Origin of the sequence: Limosilactobacillus rudii, assembly GCF_014145455.1 — a bacterium.
GTDB classification, from domain to species: Bacteria; Bacillota; Bacilli; order Lactobacillales; family Lactobacillaceae; genus Limosilactobacillus; species Limosilactobacillus rudii.
The window spans coordinates 13,111-29,852 of sequence record NZ_JACIVB010000056.1 but is presented as its reverse complement, the minus strand read 5'-3'; the positions used below and the strand labels follow the sequence as shown (position 1 = coordinate 29,852).

16 protein-coding genes and 1 pseudogene are annotated in these 16,742 nt (G+C 37.1%); 6 read left to right on the top strand and 11 right to left on the bottom strand.

Annotation, left to right across the window (positions count from 1 at the left end):
• Positions 1-4 precede the first annotated feature (4 nt).
• From H5S39_RS07215 to H5S39_RS07200, 4 genes and pseudogenes are all read right to left on the bottom strand, one after another.
• Positions 5-277 (bottom strand): chorismate mutase, encoded by a 273-nt coding sequence (locus H5S39_RS07215; protein ID WP_182596461.1) that lies wholly within the window; start codon positions 275-277, stop codon positions 5-7.
• A gap of 10 nt (positions 278-287) precedes the next feature.
• The gene (aroD, locus tag H5S39_RS07210; RefSeq protein ID WP_182596460.1) at positions 288-1,043 is read right to left on the bottom strand and encodes a type I 3-dehydroquinate dehydratase; all 756 of its coding nucleotides are present in this window, start codon (positions 1,041-1,043) and stop codon (positions 288-290) included.
• A 6-nt stretch (positions 1,044-1,049) separates the two neighbouring features.
• A pseudogene (locus H5S39_RS07205) lies at positions 1,050-1,922 on the bottom strand (shikimate dehydrogenase).
• Positions 1,909-3,126 carry an MFS transporter gene (locus H5S39_RS07200; RefSeq protein ID WP_182596459.1) on the bottom strand — a complete coding sequence of 406 codons (1,218 nt, stop codon included), beginning with the start codon at positions 3,124-3,126 and terminating at the stop codon, positions 1,909-1,911. Before H5S39_RS07200 ends, H5S39_RS07205 begins: the two are co-directional and overlap by 14 nt.
• A gap of 434 nt (positions 3,127-3,560) precedes the next feature.
• Between H5S39_RS07200 and H5S39_RS07195 the strand changes: the two genes are divergently transcribed.
• Positions 3,561-4,682, top strand: a complete 1,122-nt coding sequence (locus tag H5S39_RS07195) for a glycerol dehydrogenase (protein ID WP_182596458.1) — start codon at positions 3,561-3,563, stop codon at positions 4,680-4,682.
• Between the two features lie 77 nt (positions 4,683-4,759).
• Here H5S39_RS07195 and H5S39_RS07190 read toward each other — a convergent pair whose 3' ends face one another.
• The 4 genes from H5S39_RS07190 to H5S39_RS07175 are packed head-to-tail and all read right to left on the bottom strand — an operon-like array spanning position 4,760 to position 9,036.
• Positions 4,760-5,992, bottom strand: coding sequence for an ABC transporter permease (locus H5S39_RS07190; RefSeq protein ID WP_182596457.1), 1,233 nt, complete (start codon positions 5,990-5,992; stop codon positions 4,760-4,762).
• Positions 5,985-6,890 carry an ABC transporter ATP-binding protein gene (locus H5S39_RS07185; RefSeq protein ID WP_182596456.1) on the bottom strand — a complete coding sequence of 302 codons (906 nt, stop codon included), beginning with the start codon at positions 6,888-6,890 and terminating at the stop codon, positions 5,985-5,987. The genes H5S39_RS07190 and H5S39_RS07185 overlap by 8 nt, the downstream gene beginning before the upstream one ends.
• 46 nt (positions 6,891-6,936) lie before the next feature.
• Complete coding sequence (locus H5S39_RS07180) at positions 6,937-7,791, bottom strand: alpha/beta hydrolase (protein WP_182596474.1); 855 nt, start codon at positions 7,789-7,791, stop codon at positions 6,937-6,939.
• Between the two features lie 15 nt (positions 7,792-7,806).
• Complete coding sequence (locus tag H5S39_RS07175) at positions 7,807-9,036, bottom strand: D-alanyl-D-alanine carboxypeptidase family protein (protein WP_182596455.1); 1,230 nt, start codon at positions 9,034-9,036, stop codon at positions 7,807-7,809.
• A gap of 70 nt (positions 9,037-9,106) precedes the next feature.
• Between H5S39_RS07175 and H5S39_RS07170 the strand changes: the two genes are divergently transcribed.
• Positions 9,107-9,688: a hypothetical protein gene (locus H5S39_RS07170; RefSeq protein WP_182596454.1), complete on the top strand. Its 582-nt coding sequence runs from the start codon at positions 9,107-9,109 to the stop codon at positions 9,686-9,688.
• A gap of 198 nt (positions 9,689-9,886) precedes the next feature.
• Here H5S39_RS07170 and H5S39_RS07165 read toward each other — a convergent pair whose 3' ends face one another.
• Complete coding sequence (locus H5S39_RS07165; protein WP_182596453.1) at positions 9,887-10,543, bottom strand: L,D-transpeptidase; 657 nt, start codon at positions 10,541-10,543, stop codon at positions 9,887-9,889.
• 190 nt (positions 10,544-10,733) lie between these two features.
• On the opposite strand from H5S39_RS07165, the gene H5S39_RS07160 reads away from it, so the two are divergent.
• The 4 genes from H5S39_RS07160 to H5S39_RS07145 all read left to right on the top strand — a co-directional run bounded on the left by H5S39_RS07160 (position 10,734) and on the right by H5S39_RS07145 (position 13,869).
• Positions 10,734-10,985, top strand: coding sequence for a hypothetical protein (locus H5S39_RS07160; RefSeq protein WP_220477083.1), 252 nt, complete (start codon positions 10,734-10,736; stop codon positions 10,983-10,985).
• Between the two features lie 79 nt (positions 10,986-11,064).
• On the top strand, positions 11,065-12,447 hold the full coding sequence (locus tag H5S39_RS07155; protein ID WP_182596452.1) for a L,D-transpeptidase family protein: 1,383 nt from the start codon (positions 11,065-11,067) through the stop codon (positions 12,445-12,447).
• A gap of 189 nt (positions 12,448-12,636) precedes the next feature.
• Positions 12,637-13,275, top strand: a complete 639-nt coding sequence (locus H5S39_RS07150) for an NAD(P)H-hydrate epimerase (protein WP_182596451.1) — start codon at positions 12,637-12,639, stop codon at positions 13,273-13,275.
• 99 nt (positions 13,276-13,374) lie between these two features.
• Complete coding sequence (locus tag H5S39_RS07145) at positions 13,375-13,869, top strand: hypothetical protein (protein ID WP_182596450.1); 495 nt, start codon at positions 13,375-13,377, stop codon at positions 13,867-13,869.
• 75 nt (positions 13,870-13,944) lie between these two features.
• On the opposite strand, the gene hisS is transcribed toward H5S39_RS07145, so the two are convergent.
• Both hisS and H5S39_RS07135 read right to left on the bottom strand, forming a co-directional pair.
• Complete coding sequence (gene hisS, locus H5S39_RS07140) at positions 13,945-15,222, bottom strand: histidine--tRNA ligase (protein ID WP_182596449.1); 1,278 nt, start codon at positions 15,220-15,222, stop codon at positions 13,945-13,947.
• A 320-nt stretch (positions 15,223-15,542) separates the two neighbouring features.
• Positions 15,543-16,742: an MDR family MFS transporter gene (locus H5S39_RS07135; RefSeq protein ID WP_182596448.1), complete on the bottom strand. Its 1,200-nt coding sequence runs from the start codon at positions 16,740-16,742 to the stop codon at positions 15,543-15,545.

Sequence of the window (16,742 nt, the reverse complement as noted above, 5' to 3'; positions counted from 1 at the left end):
TAATTCAATCCTTTCGTTGGCTTTTTTGGTATTCTCGTGAACGATACATGATTTCTTGATAAATTTCCTGGAGATAGGGGAGAAGATCAGAGCGATTAGTTAATCCCGCAACTTTGGTTAACACTTGTTGTTCACGTTTGGCATCAAGAACCGGTAAATCATGTTTGAGCTTATAATCGTTTACCTCTGTTACAACATTAAAACGCTCTTCAAGAAGCTTTACCAGCTGTTGGTCAAGTTCATTAATTTTCTTTCGACTTGTTGATAAATCTTCCATATTAACCCTCCTATTCATGTAATACATCAAAAATTTTACTTAATTCAGTCACTGCTAATTGGCCGGGAGCAGATGCTTTACCAACTGTACCAAAGCTAATGCATGAACCAAAAATTTCGCCACCGATCCGAATTATTTTCCCTTTTTGTCCCATTCCAATCGCCACTAAGGGAATGCCATCTGCTAAATCAGCATGGTGGAGACTGGTACTCAAAATCGTTAATAAATCTTCGCGTGATCGTGGCATAACTGCAAACTTTGCGATGTCGGCACCAAGATTCGTCATTTGTTCAATCCGCTCTTGTAAGACAGCTGCAGGCGGTGTTTTGCAAAAATCATGGTTACTCATAATGACTTTAACTTGCTCTTCATGTGCTAATCGGACTAAAGGCAATACTGCTGTTGTTGGTCGTAAAACTTCAATATCAATTAAATCCACTAAATGACTCTTAATTAACTCCTGGTAAATGTGTAAATACTCAGTAAGCTGAAATTGGTAATTACCGCCCTCTTCTTTTGTCCGCAAGGTAACTAATAATGGGTGGCTACCTAAGACTTGATGTAACTTGCGAGCTGTTTCGTGGATTGCTGCATTGCTATGGATATTAGCAAAAAAGTCCAACCGCCATTCGACCATATCAATCGGTTCTTGGCATGCCCGTTTTGCTGCATTAACTAATGCTGCTGTTGTTGTCTCTACTAAAGGAACCGCAATTTTAGGTTTGCCCGGCCCAATTTCAAGCCCATTTACCCTAACCGTTCGCATCTAACCTCACTCCTCGTTAAACAATAACTGGTGAATGTATTCAACAGGCATCTCTTTTCCTGTCCATAGTTTGAAGGCTTCCGCGCCCTATTCGAGCATCATTCCTAGGCCATTGAGAACATGCTTAACACCAGCTTTTTCAGCAACCTTCATCAGCTTTGTTTCCCGTGGCGCATAAACAGTATCAAAAACGATCATATCTTCGTGGAACCATGTGGGGTCTTCAACTAAGGTCATGTCTTCAAGCGGCTTCATCCCTACCCCGGTTGAATCACAATAAATATCAGCAGTTGCTAATTCATGTTTAAAATCAGCACGGTCTTCTAAGTGGTGCAAACTAGCATGACATTTGGTCTGTGCATTAATCATTTCAACATTCTTTTCAGCCTGCTTCCACTGGGCATCTTGACGGTTAAATATTGCAATTTCTTTTACCCCATCTAATGCTGCCTGGATAGCAATCGGCGTTCCAGCGCCACCAGCTCCTGCTAATACCATTTTCTTTCCCCGAATGTCTAATCCTTCATCTGCTAACGACTTCATAAATCCGGTTCCATCAGTAGTGTAGCCAGTTAATACCCCGTCATCGTTTACAACAGTATTCACAGCTCCTGCCATCTTAGCTGCTGGTGATAGCTTATCTAATAATGGTAAAATCTTTTGCTTATTTGGCATTGAAACATTTGAGCCACGCATATCAAGTGTCCTAATAGCCTGAACTGCATCTGCTAATTGATCATTATCGACTTCAAAGGCGAGGTAGGCGTAATTTAACCCAAGCTTGGCAAAAGCATTGTTATGCATCGTTGGTGACATCGAGTGTCTGATTGGTGTCGCCATTAGTCCAATTAAGATCGTGTGTCCATCAATTCGTTCCATTGTTAATCTTCTCCTTTATATTTAACAAAGCTAAAACAACCATTAAAATCATACCGCTCAAAGCAACTGCTAAATCCCCAGCAAATGCTAATTGAATACTGTGGGTTGATAAAACCCCGGTAATTAGCGGAACCGTGAATGACGCAATACTACCGAAGAAGTAAAATGCCCCGGTTATCATTCCACGATGATGAGGGTAGAGGTTCATAAAGACTGTTAACCCTGTTTGCATAATTCCTCCGGCAGCACTAAATCCAAACACTAAACTTGCAATACTTACGAGGTTAAGATTGTTGCCATCGATTAAAATAATTAATAATGCAATAAATGCAACTAAATTCAAACTAATTAATAAAGTCATTTCATTAATATTCCGCTTCAATAAGATAAATAGAGTAATTACCCCAATAATCGAACCAACACTGTAAAGCGATAGGAGAGTATGCGCAGTAAGGTTACCGTATCCCAGTGATTTTTGGGCAAAGAGAGTAATCCATTGAGTAAACCAAATCATCACGGCCATCGAGGTGTAGCCGTATCCTAATAAAAGGATTGTCGCAAAGATTTTTCTTAGTGACTTTTTCGATTGACTAACCGTCTGCTGATGATGACGGAGCGTTACCCGTTGGATTTTAGGAAACTTAACCGTACTCATGTTAATCATATTCACAATTGTTAACACTGCCATCACGATAAAAGACCAACCGAACCATAGATTATTAGCGGATAAAACTGCAACGATTAACGGTAAGATAAATTCACCGATAGAGACAAAACCCTTAATTAAAATCGTATCGTAGCCTTTACCATTATTCATTTCTACTAACGTCGTGTATGTTCCTGCATCCAAAGCGGAATTAGCAATCCCGGCTAAAATTGCTAGGCCATAAGCAACTGGAATACTATGTGTTATTACCATTCCCAACGCAAAAATTAGGTAACAGGCCATTCCAATAAACACAAATAGTTTTCGACTAAATATGTCGGCCAGTGTTCCTGTTATTAGGTAGGCAACTAAACGACCAATTCCAATTCCCGAAATGACAAACGAAACAGTTTTAATTGGTACTTGCCAAGCGCCACCAAGAGCTACCATATTCTGCGCTAAGATAATGATGCCAAATCCATGGATCAGGTAGTTCATGTAAAGACTTAATGATAGGCGTCGTTTATTAATCTGTGATTCTGCAATAGGCATTTCCATATCTCTTCTCTCCCCTTATTAATAGTAAAAAGGCGCTAACCAGATCTGAGACTTAGTCAATCTAGTTAGCGCTTTAGGCAACGACAATCTGCCGTAATTATATACAGGAATCCTGAATATCTCGCTCTACTAGACCAACACCTAGCAAAGCATCATTAACTCAACTCTGCTTAGGTCCGAACGTCCCAGTCCGCACCTAAACAGTACGAACCTACATGAAGTAAGCAAAGTTGTAATAATATTTCTTAGTAGTTAATGATAATGAGGTCATCAAGAATCTTCCTTTCCGTTATTTATTGTCTATTATTAAAACATTCTAATAATACAATGTCAATATTTAATTTTAAATTAATCCAAAGAACTGCCACTTACCATAACTATTCAAAAGTGATATTGTTAAAGAGTACACAAAGTATATATTGGAGGGATTTTATATGGTTGAAGAGTTCGGTTCACCATCGTCTTATATTCAAGGCAAAGATGTTCTTTTTGAAAGTGATAAGTATTTACAGAACTTTGGTAAAAAGCCGTTACTATTAGCGGGAAATACGGTTTATAAAATCGTTGGTCAAAAGTTTGAAAAATACTTACAAGATAATGGCTACGACGTTACCCGCGTCCAATTTAATGGAGAATCATCAACTAATGAAGTTGACCGCGTAACCGCTATTGGTAAAGAAAATAATGTCTCAGTAATTTACGGCCTCGGTGGCGGAAAAACAGTTGACACGGCGAAAGCCATCGCTGATAACTTACACTTACCAGTAGTAATCATGCCAACCCTTGCTTCAAATGATGCCCCTTGTTCACGGCTTTCGGTTATCTATACTGATGATGGTGGCTTTGACCACTACCGATTCTATAACCAAAATCCCGACTTAGTATTGGTTGACACTCAAGTTATTGCAGGCGGGCCTGTTCGTATGTTAATTTCTGGAATTGCGGATGCTCTTGCTACAAATGTTGAAGCCCAAGCCGTTGCTCAGGCTAATAGTGATACAATGCTTGGTGAAAAACAAACATTAGTTGGTAATGCGATTGCTCAAAAGTGTGAAGATACCCTATTTGACTACGCTCACCTCGCTGTAACTGCTACCCAGGGCCATGTTGTTACACCAGCACTCAATAAGATTATTGAAGCAAACACCCTCATGAGTGGTCTTGGTTTCGAAAGTGGCGGTTTATCAGGTGCCCACGCAATTCATGATGGGTTAACTATTCTTGAAGAAACGCACGATTTAACTCACGGTGAAAAAGTTGCTTATGGAACACTGACGCAATTGATGCTCGAAGGTGCCGATAAGGAACGTTATAATAAATATTTCCAATTCATCTTATCATTAGGATTACCAACAACCCTGGCTGACCTTCACCTTGAGAATGTTTCCGATGAAAAATTACTTAAGGCTGGAGAAGCCGCTTGCTCAGAGCAAGACACAATTGATCGTTTACCGTTTGCAGTTACTCCTGATGACGTAGCACAAGCTCTCCGTGCCGTCGATGCTTATAGTAAGCAATTTTTAAGCAATCATCGCTGTCATCACAGTCGGATGTAAAATAGTTATTTATAATTTTAGTGAAATACACAAAAACCATTAGCGTTCAGTCTTTGAATACTAATGGTTTTTTATTACTATTTTGTAACCCGCTTTAGTATTGCTCTTACAGGTGTTTCACTACTATAGGAAAAAACATTATTTTTATATACTTTTGCAGAAAATAGGTACATTATTATCACACATACAATAGAAATCAACAACGAAATATAACCATCTCTATAAGTTGCGGCTCCTCTTGCAATTCGCACTGGCATTAATCCTTGACTCATATATGGAACATAAGACAATATCTTTGAGATTGCTAAGTTTGGATTGCTTTGAGTAAGGAAACTTAAAAAATATGGAATTAACATTAAGCTTGCAACACTACTTGTAGCTTGTGAAATATCCTCGACTTTTGAGACAAATGAAGCAAAAATAGCTGCTAGAAAGATGTATAACGCTAATGATACAACTGTTAACATCACAACTACAATTATATATTGTGCGCTTATTCCACTTAGATATTTATTTAAATCTATGAATTGTTTATGCATATTTTTTAAAATTAAATATCCTAGTCCTCCCAGCACACTATATATAATTAATTGAAATCCTATCAAGTAAAAAATTCCTATCATTTTTCCAGCATAATGTTTATCTGCTGGAATGGCTGCTGTCAAACCTTCAATTAAATGATTTCCCTTTTCATTTCCAATCTCAGCACCCGTTATGCTTATGTAACTAGTTAAAAAGAAAAATGCAATAATAACTGCGAATTCGCTAAAATATTGTGCAGATTCTGAGTTATTTAATTTAACTGTATTACCATCATAATTAACATTTTCCTTCCGTACTTTTACATCTTTTATAATATTTTGCCATTGATTTTCACTGAGGCCTGCATTGCTTGCCATGTATTGTGATTTAAGCAATGTTATGTTTTTCTTTAACTCATTAGTTGGATCGCTTGAATCAGTACTTGCATTATATTTATAATCTACTTTAGAAAAATCGTTATTAATATATATAATTCCATCAACTACACCGTCAGCTAAATCAATTTTTAACTTATTCTTATTATGGGTATTAATCTTAGAGTTGACTTTATATGTTGAAGCTTTTTGTTTTTTTAATGCCTCTTGTATATTTTTATCTGCTACAACAGCAATTATTGCTTTATGATCTGAATTTTGATTATCAATATATTTAGTGAATCCAATTCCAATGACTATTAAAAGGATAGGGGCTAATATCATCCAATAATATGTTGGCGATAGAACTCTCTTTTTAAAAACCATTTTTGCTACTACAAATATTTTATGCATTTTTCATAGCCTCCTCCTTAATAATCCTTCTAAAAATATCATCAAGAGTTGGCTCTAACAAACGATAACCCGTTAATGACGGTTCTGCCTTAGCCTTTTTAATAGCTTTTCTTGCATTTTCTTCTGAATTAAATGTTAATACTTTACCTGGAAAATCATCTTTTTGATTGAGTATCCCTGAAAAATTTGAAGGACTTAATGTATTAAAGATACCTTCTAAGTAAACCTTATTTTTTTCAAATTTCGATCTAACTTGGTTAACTGGCCCATACAGCTTTTGTTCACCGTTTACTAACATAAGAATTTTATCAGAAACCTCTGTTACATTATTCATATTATGTGAAGAAAAGATAACTGCTGTTCCTTCTTTTTTTAATTGTTTTACAATCTTAATTAAAAGGCTAATATTTACTGGGTCTAACCCTGAAAAAGGCTCATCAAGTATTACTATCTTCGGTTTATGAATTAGTGTTGTAATCAATTGAACCTTCTGCTGATTACCTTTCGATAGATTTTTTATTAATGTACGTTCAGTACCTTTTACTGCTAAACGCTCCAACCAATAAGATAATTCTTTACTCGCCTTCGTTTTACTATAATTATGCAATTGAGCAAAATATAATACCTGCTGTTTGATAGTCATATCTAAATATAAGCCACGTTCTTCTGGCAAATATCCAATATTATCTAAAAAATCATTTTTTAGCTTTTTAGAGTTTATAGTTATCTCACCGGCATCTGGCGAAAGAAAGTTTAAAATCATTTTGAATGTTGTGGACTTACCAGCTCCATTTTGTCCGACTACCCCTACTACTTCGCCTCGCTTAACCTCAAAGCTCAAGTTTTTTACTGCTAAAACGTTAGAAAAGCTTTTTGATACATTGTCTATTTTTAACATGTGTTCTCTCTTTTAGTTTAAATAATATTTTGCCTATAATTTTTGGCTATTTTCCCCATAAAAAGTTAATTAGCGCTTTGTCTACTTGCGCATTATCATGTAGTTTTGAGTGTTGAGCGTCCTTCCCGGTAATCTTGAGAACGCGGTATGATTTTGCACGCGAACCAACTAAATATTTAAGCGATAAAGAAGAAATATTATCAACCCGTCCATCGGTATGGTTACCAATATCTCCAATAATATTAAGGACGGCTACCTTCCCTTTAGGATATGTTTGACGTGCGCGCGTCATTTGTTGATAAGTAGCATTCATTTTATTCGGTTTACCATCTTTATTAAGTTTCATCCCTGCCGGTTGCTGGATAGCAGTAGGAACCTGCTTAAATGTCAATCCTGCAAAATGTCCCGCAATATCAACCTGCTTTTGTAACTGGGGCATTTGGGGATTTTGACCATTTTGCAACATGTAATAAATAATCGAAATATTTCCCAGGGAATGACCTACCATATTAATTTTGGTAATCTTATACCGTCTTTGTAACGCGGTAACGACATTTGTTGCGTACTCGCCGTGCTTATTAAAATCCAGTTGACGATTATTCTCATAGTTTACTTCAACGATTGGATTAATTGCTCCTTTATGCATTGAACCATGTAAAGTAACTTTGCCCGTTCGATCAACGTTTGCCCGAAGGATAGTATTAGTAACACCAGCTTTTTTAGCTGCGTTTACCATTTGCTCTTCAGCATGATAACTACTGCCACCACCATGGAAAAATAAAGTTGGCGTCGTCGATTGAATATATTTACTATGTTTTTGTTGATGCCAAACTGCACTACCAACTATTGCAACAATGACGACTATTATCGTCGCTAGAATTCCACGATAGCTCTTTTTCATCATCATTCCCCTTTGTTAATGTAACAATCGTTGCCAAAAATTCCCCCGCCGCACATCATCCGCGCTATACAAAGAATACACTAGCGGTTCACCATTCAGAGTCTCTAATTGGTCACTTGTTATCCGCAAACTCCCGACACGTTCACCTTTCCATATTGGAGCGGTCAAACGTTTCTTTTTATCTAAAAGATTTTTCTTATATTCGGTTCCAATCGTATAATTTGTCTTAGTATCATAAGGGCTCCAAATTGTCACTTGACGTGGCCCTAATTCCATTGTTCTCGCTGCTCCATCGGCAACCCTACGTGTCGTTACAGAAGCGGGCACCTTAATATCTTGAAGGTGTTCCTCATTTTTCAAAATTTTATATAGTTCCTGGGTAGCTTTAAAGCGATTATCCTTATCATCCCCCTTTGAATGAAGAACGACAGTAACAATCCGATGTCCCCGATATTTTCCTGTACTAGCAAAGCAAGCGCCCGCGCTATCGGATGTACCAGTCTTAAGGCCATCAATCGTCACCCCTTTTACCGTATATTGGTCTCCTGGTAACATCTTATTTAGATTTTGCTCTACTTTTACTTGACCTTTTGAGATCTGAAACTTAGCCTGCTTTTGTGCTGTAATCTGCAAAAGCTCTGGATAATGTTTTACAAGATACTGCGACAAAATAGCAACATCTCGAGCACTCATCGTATTTGAAGCATTACTAGGAAGGTCAGCTAATTTGAAGCTTTTCATGTCACCATTGTCTAACCCAACCGAGTTAACAATATTTGTATTAGTCATTCCGATTTTTTTAGCTTTCTGCATCATTTTTAAGTTAAACTCATCTGTTCCATCACCAGTAGCACTTGCTAAGGCAACAGTTGCCCCATCAGCAGATTTAACTAATGCTGCATTAATAAGCGTCCGCACGGAATAAGACTGACCTTCTTTTAGGCCAATCGTTGAATAGGAGGGATCATTAGAAATTTCAGCAATCTCTGGGGTTATTTTAACTTGCGTATCCCATGAAAGCTGTTTTTGTTGGATTTCATCCTCAATTACCAAAATAGTTAGTAGTTTGGTGATTGAAGCAACAGGTAGAGGTTTATCTGCATTTTGTTTATAAATAATTTGCCCGGTTGACGCATCGGCCATTATCGCCGCTGAAGCATCAATTCGATTACTAGCCATTACCGTTTGCGCGCTTAAAGTCAGTACGGTAAATAAGGATAAAATAAAAATTGTGAATTTTTTCATGAAATCTATTCTCCTATGTCCTTCAAGTACGGTAAGATAAACTTAGTAATAAATAATAAAGGAATTTGTTATGAATAAAGAACTAAAACACATGCTCATTATATCGATTAGCCTATTCTTCATTTTTGTTTTTATCTTTAATATTTATACATACCATACTGGTAATTTTATTCCTCAAGCTTCTAGAGCAAGTCAAATCATCAGTTATAATCGGCTCCGTTCGCCAAATACCCACCGCGCATCAGAAAAATGGACGTATCCCAAGATTGAGAAAAAACAACTAGCGCTTATTGCCCTTAAAAAGCCCCATAAAATTTTCGTCGTTGATACCAAAAACCACCATGTTCTTTATATCATTCACGCCCAAGTAAATTTACCAGCGCAAAATCACCCACTTCGTATTCTCCATGCACGCGGGCAACAAATTTACCATATCAGCGGTTCACAGCAAGCAACTGCTAAATACTGGCTTGGTATCAGCAACGGTAACTATATTGAAACTCCACTTACGGATATGGATAACCACCATGTCCCTCGTTGCCTACAAAAAATACCACCAATTAAAAACACAATTCAAGTGTCCAAGCCAGATGCCAAATGGCTTCAAGGTATTCCTGAAAACACCCCGTTATTAATTAAGGAGGACTATTAAAATGCTTGCAAGATTATCACAAGGCCGTTTTTTTAACCATTTGCTAGGCAATGACTTACTTCTAATTATTGTGATGATTTGCTATAACCTTATTGCCTACTTTCTTCCCCTCGTTAGAGTATCCCTGCTCCAAGGAATAGGTTGCCTTGTAATCATCAACTTAATCCTGATTGGGCTAAAAATACTTGTTTTACGAACTTAGCCCACGATTTCAACTTTGGTACCTACTGGCAAATTATGCTCCATCCATTGTGCATCGGGGATTGAAAGCCGTATACACCCATGTGATCCCTGGGTCTTACCTAACTTGGCAGCTTCTTTTTCGTTATATTGACCATCTGCTTTGGTTGGAACACTATGAAAAAGGTACTCACCATGATTCTTCCATGAAACGTAATAATTGGCTCCTTCTTTTAAGGACTGATTAAAGAAGTTATCTCCACGTTCTTGCTGAACATAAAAGGTCCCAGTTGGCGTAGCACTCTTCATCTTACCTGTTTTAGAATCCTTTTCATAAATTCCGCCAGTACTGTACATCGTATAAATAATCTTTGAACCATCATATAAGTAGGTCCGATTCTTTTTTAAATCTACTTTAACCCAAAAATTCTTTACTTTACTTAAATCGGGGTAAGGAATCGTCTCTGATGACTTATGCCAGTCAATTGGCGTTCGCATATGCCCCTCACTACTAGGGGACATTTTCCCTTTGACCGATTCTTCTTTCACTTGCGATTCAACAACTGCTTTTTTATCATCAGAATTAGAAGCAGCGTGTAATTCTGGACCAATTGCAATTATTGCTATTACTAAGCAAAATATTCCATAAATCCAATGTTTTACTCGTAAGTTCAAATTAATTTCTCCTTTACAGATAATTCAAAACATCACTATTATAATTACAGGGAATTTTTTATTCAATCTTCTTTTAGAAAGGCGTTAACAATGCGAGATAATCTTAAGGTTTCATATCTTACTGCCCTCTTTTTCTTTATTGTTGCTATCATCTATGCAAATTTTTTATAGTCCATTGTGAGGATCCATTATGAAAACAATTTTTTCGGTATTAATAAATACTTGGCATTATACTATCAATCATAAATGGTCAAAAGATATTTTGCGAGCTAATATTCTTTTTATTTTACTCGTAATTATCTATGACTTTATGCACTTCTCATTAAAAATAATCAATTGGTATGTCTTCTTTAAGGTATTTATCCTCCTAAATATCTGCCTCTTCTTTAAATTCCTTTTGGATGGAATCGATCGCTATTTAAAAGAACGACAAAAACTATAATATTCTACTTTTCCATTGTGTTATTAGGTTTACGTGCTAAGATAGGAACGTAATTATTTTCGATTTGAGGGAAGATACAATGCGCTTAAATATTAAATACTGGTTAATTGGAGCTGCCGCTTTATTAGTTGTGATAATCGCCGGTATGTTTGTCCACCAAAAAAATCATTTTAACAAGAACGTGACTATCAATAACGTTGCCGTGGGCGGACTTACTGCAAAACAAGCCTTTAATAAAGTAAAAGAGACTTCAGGTGCAACAAAAGTATATGTTGATAATAAACTTGTTTATCAAAGCAAAGCCCAAAAGCCTGACTTTTCAAATGATGAAGACAAATTTTCACAAGCATTAAAGAAGCAATTCACACTATTTCCTTCACATAAGAAGATCAACCTACCGATAAGGCCATCTAACTTTGATGAAAAGCTCCTTGATGCAGCTAAAGCTAATGTGACCGAAGAAATCAGTCGTCAAAATAAAAATCGTAAGGCCCCCGTTGATGCCTACGCAATTTACCAAAATGAAAAAGTATCAGTCATTCCAGCAGTCAATGGTAATAAATACAACTTGAAGAATGCCTTAAGCCAATTAGACAATCAAGCTGGTAGCGCTAAGATCAACATTACATTACACTACGAAAAGCCAATTGAAGCTAATAGTAAAACAGTACAAAACGAAAAGCTAAAATTAGCCAAACTAAAAGGAAAAAAGGTTACTTACCTCGTCCAAGATAAAAAATACGACTTAACAAGTAACCAGATTATTACGAAAGCTACTTACAAAAATAATAAGTATAATTTCGACACCACATCATTAAATAAACATATAAAAGAAATTAATGAAAAACAGGCTACACTAGGGAAGCCATTCAAATTCAAGACCCATGCTGGGACAGAGATTACAACTGCTGCTGGTGGATCATATGGTTGGAAAATCAGTGAGAAAAAAGCAGCTGCTTCTTTAACCAAGGCAATTATTGACGGAAAAAGAGAAGTAAAGGCTGACCACGATCTGATGGGAAACGGCTATAACACTACTGGTCTTGGTTACAATGTTACTACCAACAATGGAATTGGAAATACCTATGCTGAAGTTTCGCTTGCCGATCAACGAGCATACTTCTACCGTGATGGCAAGTGCGTTCTAGAATCCGATATCGTTAGCGGAACCAATAATGAGGGTAACAAAACGCCTAAGGGAGTCTGGTATATTATGTACCAGCAAAGTCCATCAGTCCTCCGTGGACAAAACGATGATGGATCAAGTTATGCAAGTAAGGTTAACTATTGGTCACCATTTACCGAAACTGGTTGTGGTTTCCACGATGCAAGTTGGCGAAACAACTGGTCTAAAACTGCTTATTTGAAAGACGGTTCTCATGGTTGTATCAACATGCACCCAAGCGTTGCCGGACAAGCATACCATGATCTTGAACAAAACGAGCCGGTTATTATTTACTAAAAAGTTAACCTGTAGTTTTTTAAAATTATCCCAATACTAATATTCGTAAAACTGGTGAGAACATTATTTTCTCCCAGTTTTTTTATTACTAGTTTCCTCGATATCCCATCTACTACACTCAAGTAACCTTTTTAGATTTAGACTGTTAATAGTGGTACGCTTAGAGTATATTTCAGGAGGCTTGTATCTATGACTGATAAAATTATTACTGCAGAAGAAATGCGTCACTATGATTCGTATACAATTAATACAATTGGAATTCCCTCATTAGTTTTAATGGAGCGAGCATCATTAGCTGTCCGTGATGAAATTCTTCATGCTTTTCCCTTAAATCTCAAGAAAGTGGTTATCGTTGCTGGTAGCGGCAATAATGGCGGGGATGGCCTGGCTGTTGCGCGCCTGCTCCATATTGCCGGAGTTCAAGTTACAATTCTAAATGTCGGCAATCCGGCACATGCTTCTTCCGAACACCAAACGCAAGATAAGATTTGTCAATATTATGGTATTCCACAAACTACTGACCTTACTTCACTTAATGACGCTACTTTAATAGTTGATGCGATATTTGGGATTGGCATCGACCGCCCGATTAAGGGAACCTATGCTGATGCAATTGCTAAAATCAATAATACTAATGCAATTATTGTAGCAATCGACATGCCATCAGGAATCAATACCGATACAGGAGAAATAATGGGAACTGCGGTTAAAGCTAACACTACCGTGACATTTGCGTATAATAAAATCGGTTTAACTAAAAATGAGGGTGTTGACCACGCGGGCCGGATTGTCGTTGCCAATGACATGGGGACATACGCAGTTGATTAACATATTTACTGCCAAAGCATTTTACTATTATTTTCTAAATATTAATATTATTATAATGAATGTTGGAAGTTTTAGTGAATTGATTTGGAGGTATGTACTATGTCAGAATTAACAACTAAGTTATTTTTAGATATTAAGGAATTTGAAGAATACCAATCACTATTAAAATGCCATGTCCACATTGAAGAAGAACGCCGCGGCGAATATTGCTTGCCAGGCTACCCTGACCGCCATAATTTCCACCGCCTTCTCCGAATTTTACGACAACATAAAGATGGTTTATTAAGTCGGCAATTAATTTATGACTTCGATTATCGTCCAAGTGAGCTTGAAGATGCAACTAAAGCATTAGTCGCTAATAATCTGGCAACTACTAGCGTTATTAATAATGAAGAGTTCAAAATTCGTTTAACAGATGAAGGCATTCAAGTTGCACACAAATTGTTAATCCGTCGTGATAAAATCGCTGAAGCTGCTTACCACACTTTAAGTGAAAAAGAGCAACGTGACCTTGACCGCCTTATTAACACTTTACTAGCTGACTACAAGAATCGAAATATTAACTATGACGCCCTTAAGAGTATTTGCCGTTAAATCAAATTACAAACTAAAAAAGAGGTTAAGAGAACGATGGACACTACCATCTCATTTTCCCTTGCCTCTTTTTGTTTACTTTAAATATTGTGCTGGATTAGCAATAAAGTCAGCCACTTTTACATCAACCGCATCTTTAGTGGTTGCGTTTTTCAATTGGAATGTTCCTTCTTCTACTTCCCGCGAACCAAAAACAGCAAAATACTTTGCATTACGGCGGAAAGCTTCTTTTATTTGCTTACCAACCTTTACACCGCTATAATCCTTGTCAGCAATAATTCCACGCTGCCGCACCTTACTTAGGACCTCAAAGGCCAATTCATCCCCTTGATCATCTGCACTTGCAAAGAAGACATCTAATTGATCTTTAGGAGTAAAGTCAGGGTTTTCTTCTTGTAAAAGAAGCATCAATCGTTCAACACCCATTCCAAAGCCAATTCCACCTTCTTCAGGACCGCCGAGTTGACTAATCAATCCATTGTAACGACCACCAGCACAAACAGTAGTAAAGCCACCACCAAAGACTGGTGAGTCTGACATAATTTCAAAAATAGTGTGGTTGTAGTAATCTAACCCCCGAACCATATTGGTATCAATTTCAAACTCGATCCCTAACTTCTTTAATAAAGATTGAACTTCATCAAAATATGCTTGGGATTCATCATCAAGGTATTCAAGAATTGATGGCGCCTCAGCAACAATCTTCTTATCACCAGCATCCTTACTATCGAGTACCCGCAATGGGTTTTTATATAACCGTTCTTGAGAATCCTTACTTAACTCATCATAATGTGGTTTTAAGTAGTTGATTAAGGCTTCACGATAGTCTTCGCGAACCTTCTTGTCCCCCAGGGTGTTAATTACTAACTTAACATTTGGCACTCCAAACTTCTTAAAGAGCGCCATGGCCATTGAAATAACTTCAACATCAATTTGTGGTGACTCATTGTTTAAAGCCTCCACCCCAATTTGATGGAATTCACGTTGCCGCCCTGACTGTGGACGTTCATACCGAAACATCGGTCCCATGTAATAAACCTTATATGGCTTAGGATATTCCGGTCCATAAAGTTTATTTTCAACATAAGCACGAACAACACCCGCAGTTCCCTCTGGACGGAGCGCAATATGCCGATCACCCTTATCATGAAAATCATACATTTCTTTTTCAACAATATCGGATGTATCACCAACATTTCGCGAAAATACATTATAGTCTTCAAACATTGGTGTTCGAATCCCACGGTAACCGTATTGGTTAAAGACTTCTCGTGCGTTCTGCTCTACCTTCTGCCAAAGACTTGTCGTTCCCGGTAAAATATCCGCTGTTCCTTTTGGCTTTTGATATTCCATTTCATGTTCCCCTTTCGCTACGTATAAAAACAAAGCCCTCTAAGACTTAAAAGTCTTAGAGGGCGATATTAACCACTGTTCCACCTCTATTTACAACAACCTCGCAATTGCTGCCTCATGAAGTTTAATATAACTTCTGACGATAACGGGTCACCCGAAATAAGCTACTATATTTCACCTATTCAGCTGGTAGAGGTGAATCATGCCCATTACCAGCTCTCAATGCTACTGGTTCCCTGTCGATTACACAGGCACTTTGTTTCTACGTCAATGCTTTTATAATACATAGTGATTTTACCATAGCTTTCTCATTTTTGGTATTATTTCTCAAAATTAAGGCGCCGCTGTAAATGATGAAGGTGCAATAGATAAACACAGATAACTACTAGGGTTATGATCATCATCGCAAAGACAGATAAAAAGAGGATTTGATAACCTCCCTTTTCAATAATAAAACCACCATATAATGGGCCAATCGCCCGTCCAATTGACATCATAATGTTAAGCAATCCCTGATAATGACCTGCTTCGTTTACATTGGTCAATTGAGTAATCCATGCAGGCAATCCCGCAAAACTTGTCATTTCACCAATTGTTAAAATAATAAAATCTACTATAAATGCTGCTAATGTTCGAGCAAAAATCAATAAAAAGAATGAGCAAGCAAAAATAAATATTCCAATGATAATTTGCGTCGATAGTCTCATATACGGACTCAATTTATTAACTAACGGTTGTCCAACAATAATCAATACGCCATTCAATGTCCATAACATACTATATGCATAGAAGGGTATCCCCATATTCGTCATGTGAACAGCCATCACACTTTCCCATAAAGAATAACTCAAATGGATCGTAATATAATTTACTAAAATAAACCAAACAAGAATAATCCAACGCCGATGTAATTGCTTAGGAACCTGCTGGTGATTCCTGACATCAGATGTTTCTTGCAACCTGGTTATTTCAACATTGAAAGTTAGTATTACTAGGATTGCCAGTATGGCATAGAAAATAGTTGCAACTGCGAAAACAACAACTACACTAATCGGTAATAAAATTCCAACAAGTAAAGTTCCAATAACAACCCCAACATTAAATGCCATGTAAATATAATTAAAAACATATCGTGACGTATGATCACTTACCATTGCACCATAAGAATTAACAATGGTAGCATTAATCCCATCCCCAAAGCTATTAATCGTAATCAAAGCTGCATACCATGGCCAATCATGAATAAATATCAAGAGAAAAATCGCAAGTGTTGATAAACTAACACCTAACAGCGCTGTTTGGTATTGGCGCCAGTGATCAAATAACCAGCCACCAAGGTAATTACCACTCATCATTGCAAGAGACATAACAAGCATTACCAATCCCGCTGTCGTTAAACTTTGTCCAAGGTAATTATGAAGGTACATTGTTGTTAATGGCCATAAAAAAGCGGCACCAGTGTTGTTTAACAGACTAGCAAGTGCCACCCATTTTAATTTTACCGTTTGTTGTTTTTTCAT